The sequence below is a fragment of the Tessaracoccus sp. OS52 genome (genome assembly GCF_020687685.1).
Classification (GTDB): domain Bacteria; phylum Actinomycetota; class Actinomycetes; order Propionibacteriales; family Propionibacteriaceae; genus Arachnia.
The window spans coordinates 876,092-890,337 of the sequence record NZ_JAJEWM010000001.1; the positions used below are offsets into that span (position 1 = coordinate 876,092).

Consider the following 14,246-nt stretch of genomic DNA (forward strand, 5'->3'; position numbering starts at 1 on the left):
CCGTGTGCCGAATATTGAGCTGCCATGGACGCTAGGTGGCGCACAGGGTCACCTTCAAGGGAATTCGCGCGACCGCTCAGGGATGTTGCGCGACGCGTGACGTCATCGTGTGTCAGGGCCCACCGGCCAACCGACGACGTTCGAGGGGCCGCCCCTACTCGGTGGGGGCGGCCAGTTCGACGTCGACCGAGAGCGGCTCCTGGGACTCCACCCACGCCACCTCACCGGTGATGCGGCCGACGGCGCGCAGGTCCGGCTCGATGGGCCGCAGCCGGGAGATGACGTCGGCGGGTCCCGAGAACACGGCGCGGGAGACCTCGGTCTTCATGGAGACCTTTGCGTTCGACTTGGCCCCCCTGATGGCGATCAGGGCCGCGGCGACGTCGGCAAGGAGAACCGGGTCCCCTCCGCCCTCGATCTCCTCGACGGTGGGCCACTGTGCGCGGTGGATGGAGCCCGAGTGGGTCCAGCTCCAGGTCTCCTCCGTCACGAAGGGCAGGAACGGCGCGAACAGCCGCAACTGCACCTCGAGCGCGAGCGCAAGGGCGGCCTGGGCGGAGGCCTGCTCGGCGGCGGACTGGCCACCGTAGGCGCGCTCCTTGACCAGTTCGAGGTAGTCGTCGCAGAACGCCCAGAAGAAGGTCTCCGTCTTTTCCAGGGCTCCGGTGTAGTCGAAGTTCTCGAAGGCTGCCGTCGCCTCGGTCACGACGCCGGACAGCGCCGCGAGCATGGCCTTGTCCACGGGGTTCGTGATGGCGGTGGCGTCAGGGGCTCCAGTGGCCATGGACAGCACGAACTTGCTCGCGTTGAGCACCTTCATGGCCAGGCGACGACCCACCTTCATCTGTGACTCGTCGAACGGCGAGTCGAGGCCGGGGCGGGCCATCGCGGCACGCCAGCGCACAGCGTCGGACCCGAACTTCTCCAGGATCTCGGTGGGGACCACGACGTTGCCCTTGGACTTGCTCATCTTCTTGCGGTCGGGATCCACCACGAAACCGGAGATGGTGGCCCGCTTCCAGGGCAGCGTGTGGTGCTCGAAGTTCGAGCGCACGATGCGGCTGAACAGCCAGGTGCGGATGATGTCGTGCGCCTGCGGTGCCATGTCCATCGGGAAGACCAGGTTGAACAGCTCGTCGTCGCGTTCCCAGCCCGCAGCGATCTGCGGGGTGAGCGACGAAGTGGCCCAGGTGTCCATGATGTCCGGGTCCGCCATGAACCCACCCGGCACGTCACGCTGGTCCTCGGAGTAGCCCGGCGGGACGTCGGTCATCGGGTCGATGGGGAGCGTGGCCTCTTCGGCGAGGATGGGGGAGTCGTAGTCCGGCTGTCCCTCCATGTCGAGTTGGTACCAAAGCGGGAACGGGACGCCGAAGAACCGCTGGCGGGAGATCAGCCAGTCGCCGTTCAGGCCGGACACCCAGTTCTCGTAGCGGTGCCGCATGTGCTCGGGCGTCCACCTGAGTTCCTCCCCGCGGGCCAGCAACTCGTCGCGCAACTGCTTGTCCCGGCCGCCGTTCTTGATGTACCACTGGCGGGTTGCGACGATCTCCAGCGGCTTCTCGCCGCGCTCGTAGAAGTTCGCCATGCGGGTGGTGGGGGTCGGCTCACCGACGAGGTCCCCAGCATCCCGCAGCGCGGCCACGGTCGCCTCACGGGCGCCGAAGACGGTCTTGCCGGCGAGCGGCTCGTAGGCTTCGGTGTTGACCACCCAGTCCGGGGTCTCGGTGGCGAAGCGGCCGTCCCTGCCGATGACCGTCCGGGTGGGGAGGTCCAGTTCCCGCCACCAGGTGACATCGGTGAGGTCGCCGAAGGTGCAGCACATGGCGATGCCGGCGCCCTTGTCGGGCTCGGCATCGGGGTGCGACAGGACCGGGATCTCGACGCCGAACAGGGGTGACTTCACGGTCGTCCCGAACAGCGGCTGGTAGCGCTCGTCGTCGGGATGGGCGATGAGCGCGCAGACACTGACCAGCAGCTCGGGCCGCGTGGTCTCGATGTGGACCGGGTCGGCGCCGTCGCGGTGGAAGGCGACGCGATGGTAATGCCCGGGGTAGTCCCTGGCCTCGAGCTCCGCCTGGGCGACCGCGGTCTGGAACGTCACGTCCCACAGCGTCGGCGCGTAGGACATGTAGGCCTCGCCCCGTTCGCAGTTGCGCAGGAAGGCCCGCTGCGCGACGGTCTGGGCGTCGTCGGAGATGGTGGTGTAGAGGCTGTCCCAGTCCACCGACAGCCCCAGCTCGCGCCAGAGGGCCTCGAAGGCCTGCTCGTCGATCTGGGTCAGTTCGTGGCACAGCTGCACGAAATTCGGGCGGCTGATCGGCACCTGCCGCTTCGGGTCCGGCTTGGCCGGAGGGGTGAAATCCGGGTCAAAGGGCAGGGAGGGGTCGCAGCGGACACCGTAGAAGTTCTGGACCCGGCGCTCCGTGGGCAGGCCGTTGTCGTCCCAGCCCATCGGGTAGAAGACCTGCTTGCCCTTCATGCGCTGGTAGCGCGCGACGACGTCGGTGTGGGTGTAGCTGAAGACGTGACCGACGTGGAGCGAACCCGAGACCGTCGGAGGGGGCGTGTCGATGCTGAATACGTCGTCGCGGGAATCCGGCCGCTGGAAGGCGTACGTCTTCTCGTCGCGCCAGACCTTGCTCCACTTGGCCTCGAGTCCTTCGAGGACGGGCTTGTCGGGCAGGCCGCGCTGATCGGCGTTTGCAGTCATGCGTGCGATCTTAACGACCCCCGCCACACGGACGCGAAACCGCCGCCCCCGGCTGGCGGGGGCGGCGGTGTGCGATCGGCGGGGGAGGCTCAGCCAGCGAGTTCCTTGATGGCGCGGAGGACGTCGTCCGGCGTGGGCTGGATCAGGATCTCCTCCGTCGTGGTGTCGAAGAACTCCAGCCTCTTGTCACCCACGAGGTACGTGGGCGTGGAGCCGATGCCCTCGGTGTTGAACATCTCGTTGGAGTTCTCGACGAAGTCTGCGAACGCCTCGGTGTCGTAGAGCTCCTGGAACTTGGTCAGGTCCTCGCCCTCGATGCCGACGGCGGCGGGGAAGTCGACGCGCAGCTGCTGGTCGCTGTACCCGGCGGTGTTCACGCCTTGCTGGGAGTAGACGTAGGAGTGGTACTCGCGGAACTTGCCCACCGAATCCGCGGCTGCAGCTGCCTGCGCCGCACGCGTGGAGGCGTCGTTGCCGTGGTTGATCTCAAGGAAGGTGGCGAACCGGATCTCAAGGGTGATCTCACCCTGGTCGATGAGCTGGTTGAACGCAGGACCGTAGGCCTCCTCGCGGGCCTTGCACGCGGGGCACTGGAAGTCCTCGTAGAGGACGACGTGCGGTGCATCGGCCGCAGGTTCGGCGTCCTGCGAGACCAGTTCGATGCCGTACCCCTCGGTGGCGTTCGGCGGGGCTATCTGGTTCTCGCTCCGGCTGCCGCTCTGGCCGATCGTCTGAAAGATGACGATGGCCACGATGACGACCACCACGAGTCCGATGCCGCCGAGGCTGAAGCCAAGAATCCTCGAATTGCGCTTGCGACGTTCCTCGAGTTCCTGCTGCTGCTTGAGGGCAGCGCGCTTGCTCAGCCCTGAATTGTTGGCCATATCTCGTTCCTACTCCTGTGCCGTCCGGTTGCCTGGTGGGTGCGCACTACGCACGGGGGACATCCTAACTTGAGCGGACAAGTGTCCCGAAGCGGGGCCATCCGGGGGCAGCGGCATCGCCTTGGCCGAACGCTAGGCTTGGGGACACCATGAACCAGACTCACGCGGACCTCGTCGCTGACCTCACCAGCCGGTGGCCTGAGCACCGGGTTGCCCCGAGCCTGAATCGCATCGGCGCGCTGATGGACCTGCTCGGGGACCCGCAGCACTCGGTGCCGGTCATCCAGGTGGCCGGCACCAACGGCAAGGGCAGCACGGCCATCATGATCGACTTCCTGCTCCGTGCCGCTGGGCTCCGGGTGGGTCGCTTCGCGAGCCCGCACCTCAGCGATGCCCGGGAGCGGATCAGCATCGACGGCGACCCGATCAGCGAGGAGCGCTTCGGCGAGATCTGGCGCGAGGTGGAGCCCTTCGTCGCCATGGTGGACGAGCAGAAGCTCGACGGCGTGGACATGACGTTCTTCGAGGTGATCACAGGGATGGCCTACGCCGCCTTCGCCGACGCCCCCGTCGACGTTGCTGTGGTGGAGGTGGGGTTGGGAGGACGCTGGGACGCCACCAGCGTGGTCAGTCCCAAGGTCGCAGTCGTCTGCCCGGTGGCGCTGGACCACACGCACATCCTCGGCAACACCCTCACGGAGGTCGCCGCGGAGAAGGCGGGAATCATAAAGGAGGGTTCCACCGCAGTGCTGGCTGGCCAGGACCCTGAGGCCGCGAAGGTGCTGCTCTCCCGCGCCGTCGACGTCGGCGCCCAGGTGCGCGCGGAGGGCGTCGACTTCTCACTGCTGGACCGGCGGGTGGCCGTCGGGGGTCAGCTGCTGCGGATCGACACCGCCGGCGGACCGGTCCCGGATGTATTCCTGCCCCTGTACGGGGAGCACATGGCCCGCAACGCCGCGCTGGCGGTGGCCGCGGTCGAGGCCTTCCTCGGGGGAAAGCCACTCAGTCCGGAGATCATCAACGAGGGTCTGGGTGCGGTCGTCGCACCGGCGAGGCTCGAGCTCGTGCGCACCTCTCCACCCATCGTGGTGGACACCGCCCACAACCCCCATGCTGCACGGGCCACCATCGACGCCGTGACCGAGTCCTTCGCCTTCGCGCCGCTCGTCGGTGTGGTCGCGATGATGCGGGACAAGGACGCCGAGTCGGTCCTGCAGATATTCGCCGAGCAGATGGAGCAGGTGGTGATCACCCGTACCGCGAACTCGCCACGAGCGCTGCCCATTGAGGATCTCGCTGCGCTCGCGGAGGACATCTGGCCGGCCGGCAGGGTCCGGCGCGCTGACCGGATGGCCGACGCCATCGAGCTTGCCGCCACCTTGGCCGACGCAGCCGGCTCCCACTCCGGGGTGCTCATCGCCGGCTCCGTCATCGCCGCCGGCGAGGCTCGCGACCTGCTCGTCTCGGACAAGCCTGCAGACACTGAGGTGGACGAGGCATGACCCTGTCGGCCGGCAACCCCATCCGCGCTGCGATGATGTCGATCCTTGTGTTCGACATCGTCGTGTTCTGGCTCGCCTTCGCGGGGATGGTGCAGCTGTCGAAGGTTCCCGTCGGCACGGCGGTCCTGTGGACGACGGCGGCGACGGTGTTGGCGTTGCTGGGCGCCGTCGGGCTGCGTCGCGGCTGGGGGTACTGGTTCGGCTGGGCCACACAGGGCGCGGGCATTGCGCTGGGGCTCCTGACGCCCTGGATGTATGCAATGGGTATCGTTTTCGCATTGATCTGGATCATGTCGTTCGTGCTGGGGAAGCGTCTGGACCGACGCTCGGCAGTCGACCAAGCCTGAGGAGCGCAATGTCAGAGCAGACCTTCGTCATCATCAAGCCGGACGCCGTTGCCAGCGGCTACGTGGGCAACATCCTGTCCCGCTATGAGAGCGCGGGTCTTCGGATAGCCGAACTCGACATGCGCACCATCGACGGCGAGTTCTCTGACCGCCACTACGCCGAGCACCTGGAGCGGGACTTCTACCCACCCTTGCGGGAGTTCATGACGTCGGGTCCGTTGATCGCGGGGATCCTGAAGGGTGAGGACGCGGTCTCGCGCGTGCGCGAGATCAACGGCGCCACGGATCCCGCGAAGGCCGAGCCCGGGACCATCCGCGCCGATTTCGCCACCTCCACCAGGCAGAACTGCGTGCACGGATCAGACTCTGCGGATTCTGCCGCCTCCGAAATTGCGCTCTGGTTCCCGAAGCCGTGAGCGAACCGCGCCCCGGTGAGGGACCGCAAGGACACCCGATCGGCGTGCCTCGGCAGCCGGTGACACCACCCGGGGCGCAGGCGCCGTCTGGGTGGGTCACGCCCTCACCCGGCCCCTCGAACTGGGCGCCGCCAGGGACCTGGCCGGCGCCGGGTCAGGTGCCGACTCCCGGATACCATCCGTCGCGCCCCGGCCAGGTACCGCCTCCCGGCTACGGTCCGACCGGACCACCGTGGCAACCGCTTCAGTACGGTCCGGGTCCCGGTCAGCGGCCAGCCCGCTTGCCGACGCTGCCCGTGGTCGAGCGGGAGTACCAGGAGTTCTGGCGAACTCCCGGGATCCCCATGTGGAAGCCCTTCGTGGTGGTCATCCTCGGGGCGGTCGGCTTCTTCGCCATCTCCTTGGTGATCACTCTGGCAGCCGTGGTGATCGATGGTCTCCTGACGCCCGGCGGGTTCACGGAAGTGTCCAACGATCTCCTGGCCGGGGAGGTCTCGCGGTTGGTTTTCATCGCCAACAGCGTCGCGCTCGGGCTGATGATCCCGCTCGCCTTCCTGCTGCAGCGTTTCACCGGGCAGCCGGCGGGATTCCTCAGCTCAGTGGTCGGACGGACCCGCTGGGGATGGTTGCTGACGTGTTTCTGGATCTCGCTGCTGGCCGTCGCTGCGCTCACCGCCATCGAACTGGGACTCGGCGGGTGGGCCGCGCTCGGCCTCGAGCTGAGACCCGGCTGGCTCCCGCTGCTGGCGGCGATCCTCGTGGTCACCCCATTCCAGGCGGCGGGTGAGGAGTACCTGATCCGCGGCGTGCTGTTCCGCGCTGCGGGGTCCCTGGTGCCCCACAGGTGGGTGGCGCTCGGGCTGGGCGCGGCTGTCAGCAGCTTCGTGTTCATGCTCCTGCACGGTGCGGCCGATCCTTGGCTGAACCTCATGTACTTCTGCATGGGCCTGTTGTTCTGCTACCTCACCTGGCGTACCGGGGGTCTGGAGGCCGCGATCGCGATGCATGCGGCCAACAACCTCGTCGGCCTCACCTTCGTGCCGTTCCAGGAATGGGGCGGCATCTTCGACCGCAGTGCCGGCGTCGCCGGGCCAATCGTGCTCGTCCAGCTGGTGCTGCTCCTGGTGGCCGCGGCAGTGATCGAGGTGCTGGCCAGACGCCGCGCCATGGTGACCGTGGCCGCCCCCGCCGCCCCGCCCGCACCTGCCCCTCCGCCAGAGCTATCTGGCGGTTGGCGCTAGGCGATCTCGGCCGGCGGCCGCCCGACTCACGCCACGTCGTCCCACCAGCGGAGCACCCGAAGGGCGTGGAACGTGAGCCACTTGGAGGGCTGGCCATCGTTGACGTCCAACTCGAACCAGACGCGGCCGTGGCGGGCGCGCTCCTGCAGCCAGCGCCCGTCGTCACCCTGCTTCGAGCGGATCAGTTCGACCGCCGGGGCGGCTCTCCTGTCAGGGGCAGTGCCGTCGAACAGCGAGGCGGCCCGGAGGTAGTCCAGCGCGTTGAGCGCGCTGTACTCGGCCCGGAAGGGATACCCGAAATGGTCCACCCACGGCCCGACGATCTCGCCGTCGCTCCGGCGCCGCAGGAGTTCGCGTTGCAGCAGGTACTCCTCACCGCGACGACGGGCCGCGCGCAGGGCGTCGCTCCCGCCGGTGTAGCGCTCATGTTCGAGCAGGCCCCGGACGGCGTTCAGAGTGGAATGGAACGATGCCCGCCGCGAACCCTCGACCCATTCGCAGTTCCAGCCCCCCTCGGCCATCTCGTGGTCCAGGAAGAACTGTGCGAGCTCGGAGACGTCGGCACCCAGCCACGCGCCGTTGGCCAGGGTGAAGGCGTTGATGCAGACGTCTGTCTCCCCGCCCCAGTACGGCAGGTTCTCGAACTCCCAGCGGCAATTGGCCGCCAGGCGTTCAGCGGTGTCGGCGAGAGCCGAGGCGTCGACGCCCCACTCCCGCAGGGACGTTAGCGACCACGTCGTCGTGTTCCAGGGTTGACCGCCGTGGTCGAAGTCGGCCTCGGTGACGTCGGGCGGGAAGAAGGCCCCACCCGCCCACTGCCCGTCCGGGTCCTGCTTGGCCAGCAGGGCCGCTCCGAAGCCCTGCCGGGCGACCAGCGCCCGAGTTCCACGCCACACGTCCTCAGGTTCGTCGGCGAGGTCCCTCTGCACCTGCCAGCGGAGGGCGGGATCCGAGTCCAGGAGCCAGTCCAGCAATCCGGAACCGATCACCGCTCGTCCCACCACTTCAGAACGCGCAGCGAGATCATGGTGAGCCACTTGGAGGGCTCCCCGTCGGGCACATCGACATCGAACCAGACCCGCCCCCGCGGCACCCGTTCCTGCACCCACCGGCCGTCCCCACGGCGCGCGGTGCGGATGAACTCGACCGCCTCCGACAGGCGTGGGTCGGGAGGTGACCCGTCCAGGGGCGACGCCGAGCGGAAGTAGTCGGCGGCGTTGAGTGCGCTGTAGGTCCAGCGGAAGGGGAACCCGAAGTGGGTGGCCCAGGGACCGACGATCTCGCCGTCGGACAACCGCCGCAGCAGGTGGCGACGAAGCAGGTACTCCTCGCCGCGGTGACGGGCCGCGCGTAGATCCTCGCTTCCTCCGGTGTAGCGCTCGTGTTCCAGGATGCCTCGGACGGAGTTGAGGGTGGAGTGGAACGAGGCTCTAGTGGAACCTTCAACCCACTCGCAGTTCCAGCCACCCTCTGCAGCTTCGTGCTCCAGGAACCAGTCCCCGATGGCGGACACGTCCGCGCCCAGCCAGGCGCCATTGGCGAAGGTGTAGCCGTTTATGCAGGCGTCCACCTCTCCACCCCAGTAGGGGAGCCCTTCGTACTCCCAGTGGGAGTTGACCGCCAGCTTCTCAGCAGTGTCTCCGAGCACGTCGGCGTCCACGCCCCATTCCCGCAGCGTGAGGAGCGACCAGGTGGTGGCCGTCCACGGCTGCCCCCGGTTCTCGTACTCCTCCGGGGTGGCGTCGGCCGGGAAGTAGGCGCCCCCGGCCCACTGGCCGTCGGGGTCCTGCCTAGCCAACAGCTGCCGGCCGAAGCCCTCCGTCGGCACGCGAGCCCGGGTGCCCTGCCAGACCTCGTCCGGTGCCCCGAGCAGGTCCCGCTCCACCTGCCAGCGCAGGGCAGGGTCCGAGTCCAGCAGCCAGTCGATGACTCCTTCTTGCGTCATGGTCCCAACGCTAGGACGGGCCACTGACACCCGTGGGCATTTCCACAACGCCGGGTTATCCTGAACCCGCCATGACTGTCACAACGCCACAGCACTCCCTGTTCCCCAGGCTCGAGCCGCTTCTCGCGAGCGTCAACAAGCCCATCCAGTACGTCGGGGGTGAGCACAACAGCGTCGTCAAGGACTGGGATGCGGTCGACGTGCGCTGGTGCCTGAGCTACCCCGACGCGTACGAGGTCGGGCAGCCCAACCAGGGCGTGGCCATCCTCTACGAGATCCTCAACGAGGCGGACTGGATCCTCGCCGAGCGCACCTATGCGGTCTGGCCGGACATGGAGGCGGCGATGCGTGAGCACGGCATCCCGCAGTTCACCCTGGACGCGCACCGCCCCGTCGGCTCCTTCGACCTGCTCGGGGTCTCGTTCGCCACCGAGCTTGGTTACACCAACCTGCTCAACATCATCGACCTGGCAGGGATGACCCTGCACGCGGCCCAGAGGGGGGACGGCGAGCCGCTCGTCGTTGCCGGCGGGCACGCCGCCTTCAACCCGGAGCCGATCGCGGACTTCATCGACCTCGCGGTCCTCGGTGACGGCGAAGAGGCCTCGCTGTTGATCTCCCAGATCGTGCAGGAGTGGAAGGCAGAGGGCCGGCCCGGCGGCCGCGACGGCGTCCTGCTGCGGCTCGCCGAGACCGGGGCGTTCTATGTGCCCAAGTTCTACGACGTCGACTACCTGCCCGACGGCCGCATCCAGCGCGTGGCACCAAACCTGCCGACGGTGCCGTTCCAGGTTCGCAAGCACACGCTGATGAACCTCGACGAGTGGCCCTACCCGGCCAAGCCGATCGTGCCGATGGCGGAGACGGTCCACGAGCGCTACTCCGTGGAGATCTTCCGCGGCTGCACCCGCGGCTGCCGCTTCTGCCAGGCAGGCATGATCACGCGTCCAGTTCGAGAGCGCAACATCGAGACCATCGGGAAGATGGTGGCCGGCGGCCTCAAGGCAACCGGGCTGGAGGAGATCGGGCTGCTCAGCCTCTCGAGCGCGGACCACTCCGAGATCGCCGAGGTCACCAAGCAACTCGCGGACCGCTACGAGGGCACCAACGTCTCCCTCTCGCTCCCGTCCACCCGGGTGGACGCCTTCAACATCGACCTCGCCAACGAACTCTCCCGCAACGGGCGGCGCTCAGGTTTGACCTTCGCACCCGAGGGCGGCAGCGAGCGCATGCGCAAGGTCATCAACAAGATGGTCTCCGAGGAGGACCTGATCAACACCGTCGCCGCCGCCTTCAGCAACGGCTGGCGGCAGGTCAAGCTGTATTTCATGTGTGGGCTCCCGACCGAGACCGACGAGGACGTCCTCGAGATCGCCGAACTCGCCAGCAAGGTGGTCCAGGTGGGGCGAGAGAAGTCGGGCACCAAGGACATCCGCTGCACGGTCTCCATCGGTGGCTTCGTGCCCAAGCCGCACACCCCCTTCCAGTGGGCCGCGCAGGCAGACGTCGAGACGATCGACCGGCGCCTCCAGCTTCTCAAGGACAAGATCCGCCAGGACCGCAACTACGGCAAGGCCATCGGGCTGCGCTACCACGACGGCCAGCCCGGCATCATCGAGGGCCTGCTCTCCCGCGGGGACCGGCGCGTTGGCCGGGTCATCGAACGGGTCTGGCGCGAGGGGGGCAAGTTCGACGGCTGGAGCGAACACTTCAGCTACGAGCGGTGGACCCGCGTGGCGGCGGAGGAACTCGCCGAGTTCGGGATCGACCTGGACTGGTACACCACCCGCGAGCGGTCCTACGAGGAGGTCCTGCCCTGGGACCATCTCGACGCAGGTCTGGACCGGGACTGGCTGTGGGAGGACTGGCAGGACTCGCTCGATGAGGTTCCGGTGGAGGACTGCCGGTGGACCCCGTGCTTCGACTGCGGCGTCTGCCCCGACCTGGACACCCAGATCCAGATCGGCCCGACAGGCAGGCAGTTGCTGCCGTTGACCGTCGTCAAGCCCGCTCTGGCCTGACCTCGTCCTCGATGTACCAGCGCCGGCACGCGAAGTAGCCCGCGATCGTCATCGGCACCACCAGCGCGAGTTGGATGGACAGCGACAGGGTCCAGCTCCCGGTCACGCCGCCGAGTGCGCCGAACAGCAATGGGCCGAACGCCGCGATGGTGTAGCCCAGCGACTGGGTGAAGCCGGACAACGCGGTGGTGCCAGACGGCGTCCGCGACCGCAGCCCCAACAGCGCGAGGATCAGCGGGAATGATGAGGTGCCCAGCGCAAGGAACACAGACCAAAGCCACGGCAGTGTCATCGGATCCACCAGTAGCCCTATGAAGCCTGCGGCCAGGAACGCCATGATGACGAGGAACAGGCTGACGGGTTCCGCCACGCGGGCTGCGTAGCGGGGCACCATGAAGGCGGGTACGATCCCGACGCCGGTCGCGATGCCGAGCATCAGCCCCGCGTCGAACTGACTCATGCCGGCGTCCATGTAGACGGTGGGCAACCAGCCGAAGATCGTGTAGGCATGGGTGCTCTGGAGCCCGAAGAACACCGCCATCACCCAGCCCATCCGGGTGCGTGCGACGGACCCGAACCCGACGTGTTCGGTCGAGCGGGTCCTGCCGTGCCTCCCGGCGTTGTGCCGCAACATCGGGATCCAGCAGATGGCGGCGGCGACGGCGATCGCAATGCCCGCAGTGAAGGCTGCCCGCCATCCGCCGAGTGCGTTCGCCAGCGGCACCGTCCCGATGCTGGCCGCGGTCACCCCGATCGAGAGCGTCAGCGAGTACAGCGACGTCGCCAGCCCCACCTTGAGGGGGAAGTGGTGCCTGACCAGACTGGGCAGCAGGATGTTGCAGGTGGCCATGCCCGCGAGCGCGAGGATCGAAAGCAGCAGGAATGCCCACCCCGACGTCACCCAGGCGCGTGCGAGCTGCCCGGCGATCAGCGCGGCCAGTGCCAGGCCGACGGTGTAGTGCATTCCCAGCCGTCGCGAGATCTCCGGGGTCAGGGCGCCGAAAACCGCGAAGCACACCGACGGCAGGGAGGTCAGCAGACCGGCCGTGGTTCCGGTGAGACCGAGATCGGCGCTGATGTCGGTCAGCACCGGTCCGACCGAGACCGCCACCGGTCGCAGGTTGAAAGCCAGCACGAGCACCGCGATGAGGGCGAGCCAGTGGGTGCGGCCCCCGGCTGCTGGGGTCCCGGCTGTCGTCATGGCGGCAACCATAGTGCCCTTCGAGAAAACTGAAAGTCCATTCAGGTCGCCGTCGTTTTCGGTTATAGTCGCGCTGTCGGGAGCGACGGGGCTCCCCCGGAGGCACCTGGAGCACGAATGACCCTTCTGGAAGGCATCACCTCACGCACCGTTGCGACCCCACGCCTCGACGTCAACATCCTGGAGCGGGCCGGTGACGACGAATCCACACCGCCGGAACGGACCGTCGTCCTGGTGCACGGCAACGTCTCCTCGGCACTGTTCTGGCAGCCGGCGATGCTCGAACTCCCACGCGACCTGCGGGTCCTTGCCGTCGACCTGCGCGGTTTCGGCGGCACACAGACCCTGCCCGTCGACGCCACGCGCGGCGTTCGTGACTTCTCCGACGACCTGCACGCCACCCTGCAGTCGCTCGGTTTGGAGGCCGCACACCTGGTCGGTTGGTCCATGGGTGGGGGAGTGGTGATGCAGTACGCGCTCGACCACCCTGTGCTCAGCCTGGCGCTGCAGGCGCCGGTCTCGCCCTACGGGTTCGGCGGCACGCGTCGCGACGGCTCCCGAGTCAGCGATGACGACGCAGGTTGCGGCGGCGGCGGCGCCAATCCGGACTTCATTTCGCGGCTTGAGGCGGGAGACATGACCGACGACGCGCCGACGTCGCCCCGCTCCGTGTTCCGGACCGGCTACGTGGCGCCGGGATTCCAGACCGACCACGAGGACCTGTGGGTGGAATCGATGCTCACCACGGCCACGGGGGAGGGGAACTACCCGGGCAACTCCGTGGTGACCTCCAGTTGGCCGGGGTTTGCCGCCGGTGACTCTGGCGTACTCAACACCATGGTCCCCAAGTACTTCGACGTCTCCGGCATCGTCGCACTGGAGAATAAGCCCCCGATCGTGTGGATCCACGGGGACGCTGACGCGATCGTGTCCGACTCCTCCTTTTTCGACATCTCCAACCTCGGTGCACTGGGTGTGATTCCAGGGTGGCCCGGCGCCGACGTCTCCCCGGCGCAGGAGATGGTGTCACAGACTCGCGACGTGCTCGACGCCTACGCAGCGGCGGGCGGCCTGGTCACCGAGGTGCTGCTTGAGGGCGTCGGCCACTCACCCCACCTGGAGCGTCCGGACGAGTTCCGCGCTGCTGTGCTCGGTGCGATCGGGCACGAGGGTCCCTGACTGCGGCCCCTGGTCGGTGCGTCCGGGGCCGGCACCGTGCGCCCGCACCCGGCGGTCTTACGTAGACTCACCCGGGTGGGAAGTAGACAGCCTCCGGTCCAGCAGCCGCCGCCCGTTCAGAAACTCCGCCTGCGCTACACCAAGCGCGGGGTGGCGAGGTTCACGTCGCACCGCGATTTCGGCAGGGCCCTGGAGCGGGCGTTGCGGCGGGCCGAGATCCCCATGGCCTATTCGTCGGGCTTCACACCGCATCCCCGGATCGCCTACGGCAGCGCCGCCCCGACCTCCGCCGCGTCGGAGGCGGAGTACGTGGAACTGGGACTGAGCGAGCGCTGCGACCCCGCCAAGGTGATGGCGGCCATGAACGAGGTACTGCCTCACGGCTTCGTCGTCATCGATGCCGCCGACGCCGTGAAGGACTCACTGGGTGATCTCCTGCAGGCCTCGCAGTGGCGGATCCGCATCGACGGTGCGGCCCCCGGTGTGCTGGATGAGGCCGTGGCCGCACTGCTGGCCACGCCTGAACTGAAGGTTCAGCGGCTGACCAAGAACGGCATGCGCACCTTCGACGTGCGTTCAGCGATCATCTCGATGGTCGCCCTCTCCGACGACGAGATCGCGTTGCAGTCGCTGCACCAGACCCCGCTGGTCAGGCCCGACGACGTGCTGACGGCGCTGCGTGAGGTGGACCCGCGCGTGCCCGCCGGGCTGCCGCTGCTGACCCGGTTGGCGCAGGGACCACTGGTCGACGGCCAGATTGCCGATCCACTGCGTCCCCAGTCCGCGCATGCGTGAGG

Annotated in this window: 12 protein-coding genes; 7 read left to right on the forward strand and 5 right to left on the reverse strand. The window is 68.0% G+C overall.

What is annotated here, in order from left to right; translation table 11 throughout:
* Nucleotides 1–154: 154 nt before the first annotated feature.
* Nucleotides 155–2,713 (reverse strand): valine--tRNA ligase, encoded by a 2,559-nt coding sequence (gene valS / locus LKO27_RS04015; protein WP_227735586.1) that lies wholly within the window; start codon nucleotides 2,711–2,713, stop codon nucleotides 155–157.
* Nucleotides 2,714–2,802: 89 nt separating this feature from the next.
* On the reverse strand, nucleotides 2,803–3,597 hold the full coding sequence (locus tag LKO27_RS04020) for a thioredoxin domain-containing protein (RefSeq protein ID WP_227735587.1): 795 nt from the start codon (nucleotides 3,595–3,597) through the stop codon (nucleotides 2,803–2,805).
* Nucleotides 3,598–3,746: 149 nt separating this feature from the next.
* Here LKO27_RS04020 and LKO27_RS04025 point away from each other — a divergent pair, with 149 nt between their 5' ends.
* From LKO27_RS04025 to LKO27_RS04040, 4 genes are all read left to right on the forward strand, one after another.
* A complete protein-coding gene (locus LKO27_RS04025) occupies nucleotides 3,747–5,099 on the forward strand; it encodes a folylpolyglutamate synthase/dihydrofolate synthase family protein (RefSeq protein ID WP_227735588.1) in 1,353 nt (450 codons plus the stop codon).
* Nucleotides 5,096–5,446, forward strand: a complete 351-nt coding sequence (locus tag LKO27_RS04030; RefSeq protein WP_227735589.1) for a DUF4233 domain-containing protein — start codon at nucleotides 5,096–5,098, stop codon at nucleotides 5,444–5,446. The genes LKO27_RS04025 and LKO27_RS04030 overlap by 4 nt, the downstream gene beginning before the upstream one ends.
* An 8-nt stretch (nucleotides 5,447–5,454) precedes the next feature.
* Nucleotides 5,455–5,862: a nucleoside-diphosphate kinase gene (ndk, locus tag LKO27_RS04035; protein WP_227735590.1), complete on the forward strand. Its 408-nt coding sequence runs from the start codon at nucleotides 5,455–5,457 to the stop codon at nucleotides 5,860–5,862.
* A 281-nt stretch (nucleotides 5,863–6,143) separates the two neighbouring features.
* Nucleotides 6,144–7,103, forward strand: coding sequence for a CPBP family intramembrane glutamic endopeptidase (locus LKO27_RS04040; RefSeq protein WP_227735591.1), 960 nt, complete (start codon nucleotides 6,144–6,146; stop codon nucleotides 7,101–7,103).
* A gap of 26 nt (nucleotides 7,104–7,129) precedes the next feature.
* Here the strand turns inward: LKO27_RS04040 and LKO27_RS04045 are convergent, their stop codons facing one another.
* Nucleotides 7,130–8,092 carry a squalene cyclase gene (locus tag LKO27_RS04045; RefSeq protein WP_227735592.1) on the reverse strand — a complete coding sequence of 321 codons (963 nt, stop codon included), beginning with the start codon at nucleotides 8,090–8,092 and terminating at the stop codon, nucleotides 7,130–7,132.
* A complete protein-coding gene (locus tag LKO27_RS04050; protein WP_227735593.1) occupies nucleotides 8,089–9,048 on the reverse strand; it encodes a squalene cyclase in 960 nt (319 codons plus the stop codon). The genes LKO27_RS04045 and LKO27_RS04050 overlap by 4 nt, the downstream gene beginning before the upstream one ends.
* 71 nt (nucleotides 9,049–9,119) lie before the next feature.
* Here LKO27_RS04050 and LKO27_RS04055 point away from each other — a divergent pair, with 71 nt between their 5' ends.
* Nucleotides 9,120–11,069 carry a TIGR03960 family B12-binding radical SAM protein gene (locus LKO27_RS04055; RefSeq protein WP_227735594.1) on the forward strand — a complete coding sequence of 650 codons (1,950 nt, stop codon included), beginning with the start codon at nucleotides 9,120–9,122 and terminating at the stop codon, nucleotides 11,067–11,069.
* Here LKO27_RS04055 and LKO27_RS04060 read toward each other — a convergent pair.
* Nucleotides 11,050–12,270 carry an MFS transporter gene (locus LKO27_RS04060; protein WP_227735595.1) on the reverse strand — a complete coding sequence of 407 codons (1,221 nt, stop codon included), beginning with the start codon at nucleotides 12,268–12,270 and terminating at the stop codon, nucleotides 11,050–11,052. The genes LKO27_RS04055 and LKO27_RS04060 overlap by 20 nt on opposite strands.
* A gap of 117 nt (nucleotides 12,271–12,387) precedes the next feature.
* Here LKO27_RS04060 and LKO27_RS04065 point away from each other — a divergent pair, with 117 nt between their 5' ends.
* Nucleotides 12,388–13,449, forward strand: a complete 1,062-nt coding sequence (locus LKO27_RS04065) for an alpha/beta fold hydrolase (protein ID WP_227735596.1) — start codon at nucleotides 12,388–12,390, stop codon at nucleotides 13,447–13,449.
* A gap of 75 nt (nucleotides 13,450–13,524) precedes the next feature.
* Nucleotides 13,525–14,244 carry a TIGR03936 family radical SAM-associated protein gene (locus tag LKO27_RS04070; RefSeq protein ID WP_227735597.1) on the forward strand — a complete coding sequence of 240 codons (720 nt, stop codon included), beginning with the start codon at nucleotides 13,525–13,527 and terminating at the stop codon, nucleotides 14,242–14,244.
* The last annotated feature ends 2 nt before the right edge of the window (nucleotides 14,245–14,246 follow it).

What these genes read in the sequence shown, in the direction of transcription:
- valS (WP_227735586.1), bottom strand. Translation starts at nt 2,713, where the DNA reads ATGACTGCAAACGCCGATCAGCGCGGCCTGCCCGACAAGCCCGTCCTC.
- LKO27_RS04020 (WP_227735587.1), bottom strand. Translation starts at nt 3,597, where the DNA reads ATGGCCAACAATTCAGGGCTGAGCAAGCGCGCTGCCCTCAAGCAGCAG.
- LKO27_RS04025 (WP_227735588.1), top strand. Translation starts at nt 3,747, where the DNA reads ATGAACCAGACTCACGCGGACCTCGTCGCTGACCTCACCAGCCGGTGG.
- LKO27_RS04030 (WP_227735589.1), top strand. Translation starts at nt 5,096, where the DNA reads ATGACCCTGTCGGCCGGCAACCCCATCCGCGCTGCGATGATGTCGATC.
- ndk (WP_227735590.1), top strand. Translation starts at nt 5,455, where the DNA reads ATGTCAGAGCAGACCTTCGTCATCATCAAGCCGGACGCCGTTGCCAGC.
- LKO27_RS04050 (WP_227735593.1), bottom strand. Translation starts at nt 9,048, where the DNA reads ATGACGCAAGAAGGAGTCATCGACTGGCTGCTGGACTCGGACCCTGCC.
- LKO27_RS04055 (WP_227735594.1), top strand. Translation starts at nt 9,120, where the DNA reads ATGACTGTCACAACGCCACAGCACTCCCTGTTCCCCAGGCTCGAGCCG.
- LKO27_RS04060 (WP_227735595.1), bottom strand. Translation starts at nt 12,270, where the DNA reads ATGACGACAGCCGGGACCCCAGCAGCCGGGGGCCGCACCCACTGGCTC.
- LKO27_RS04065 (WP_227735596.1), top strand. Translation starts at nt 12,388, where the DNA reads ATGACCCTTCTGGAAGGCATCACCTCACGCACCGTTGCGACCCCACGC.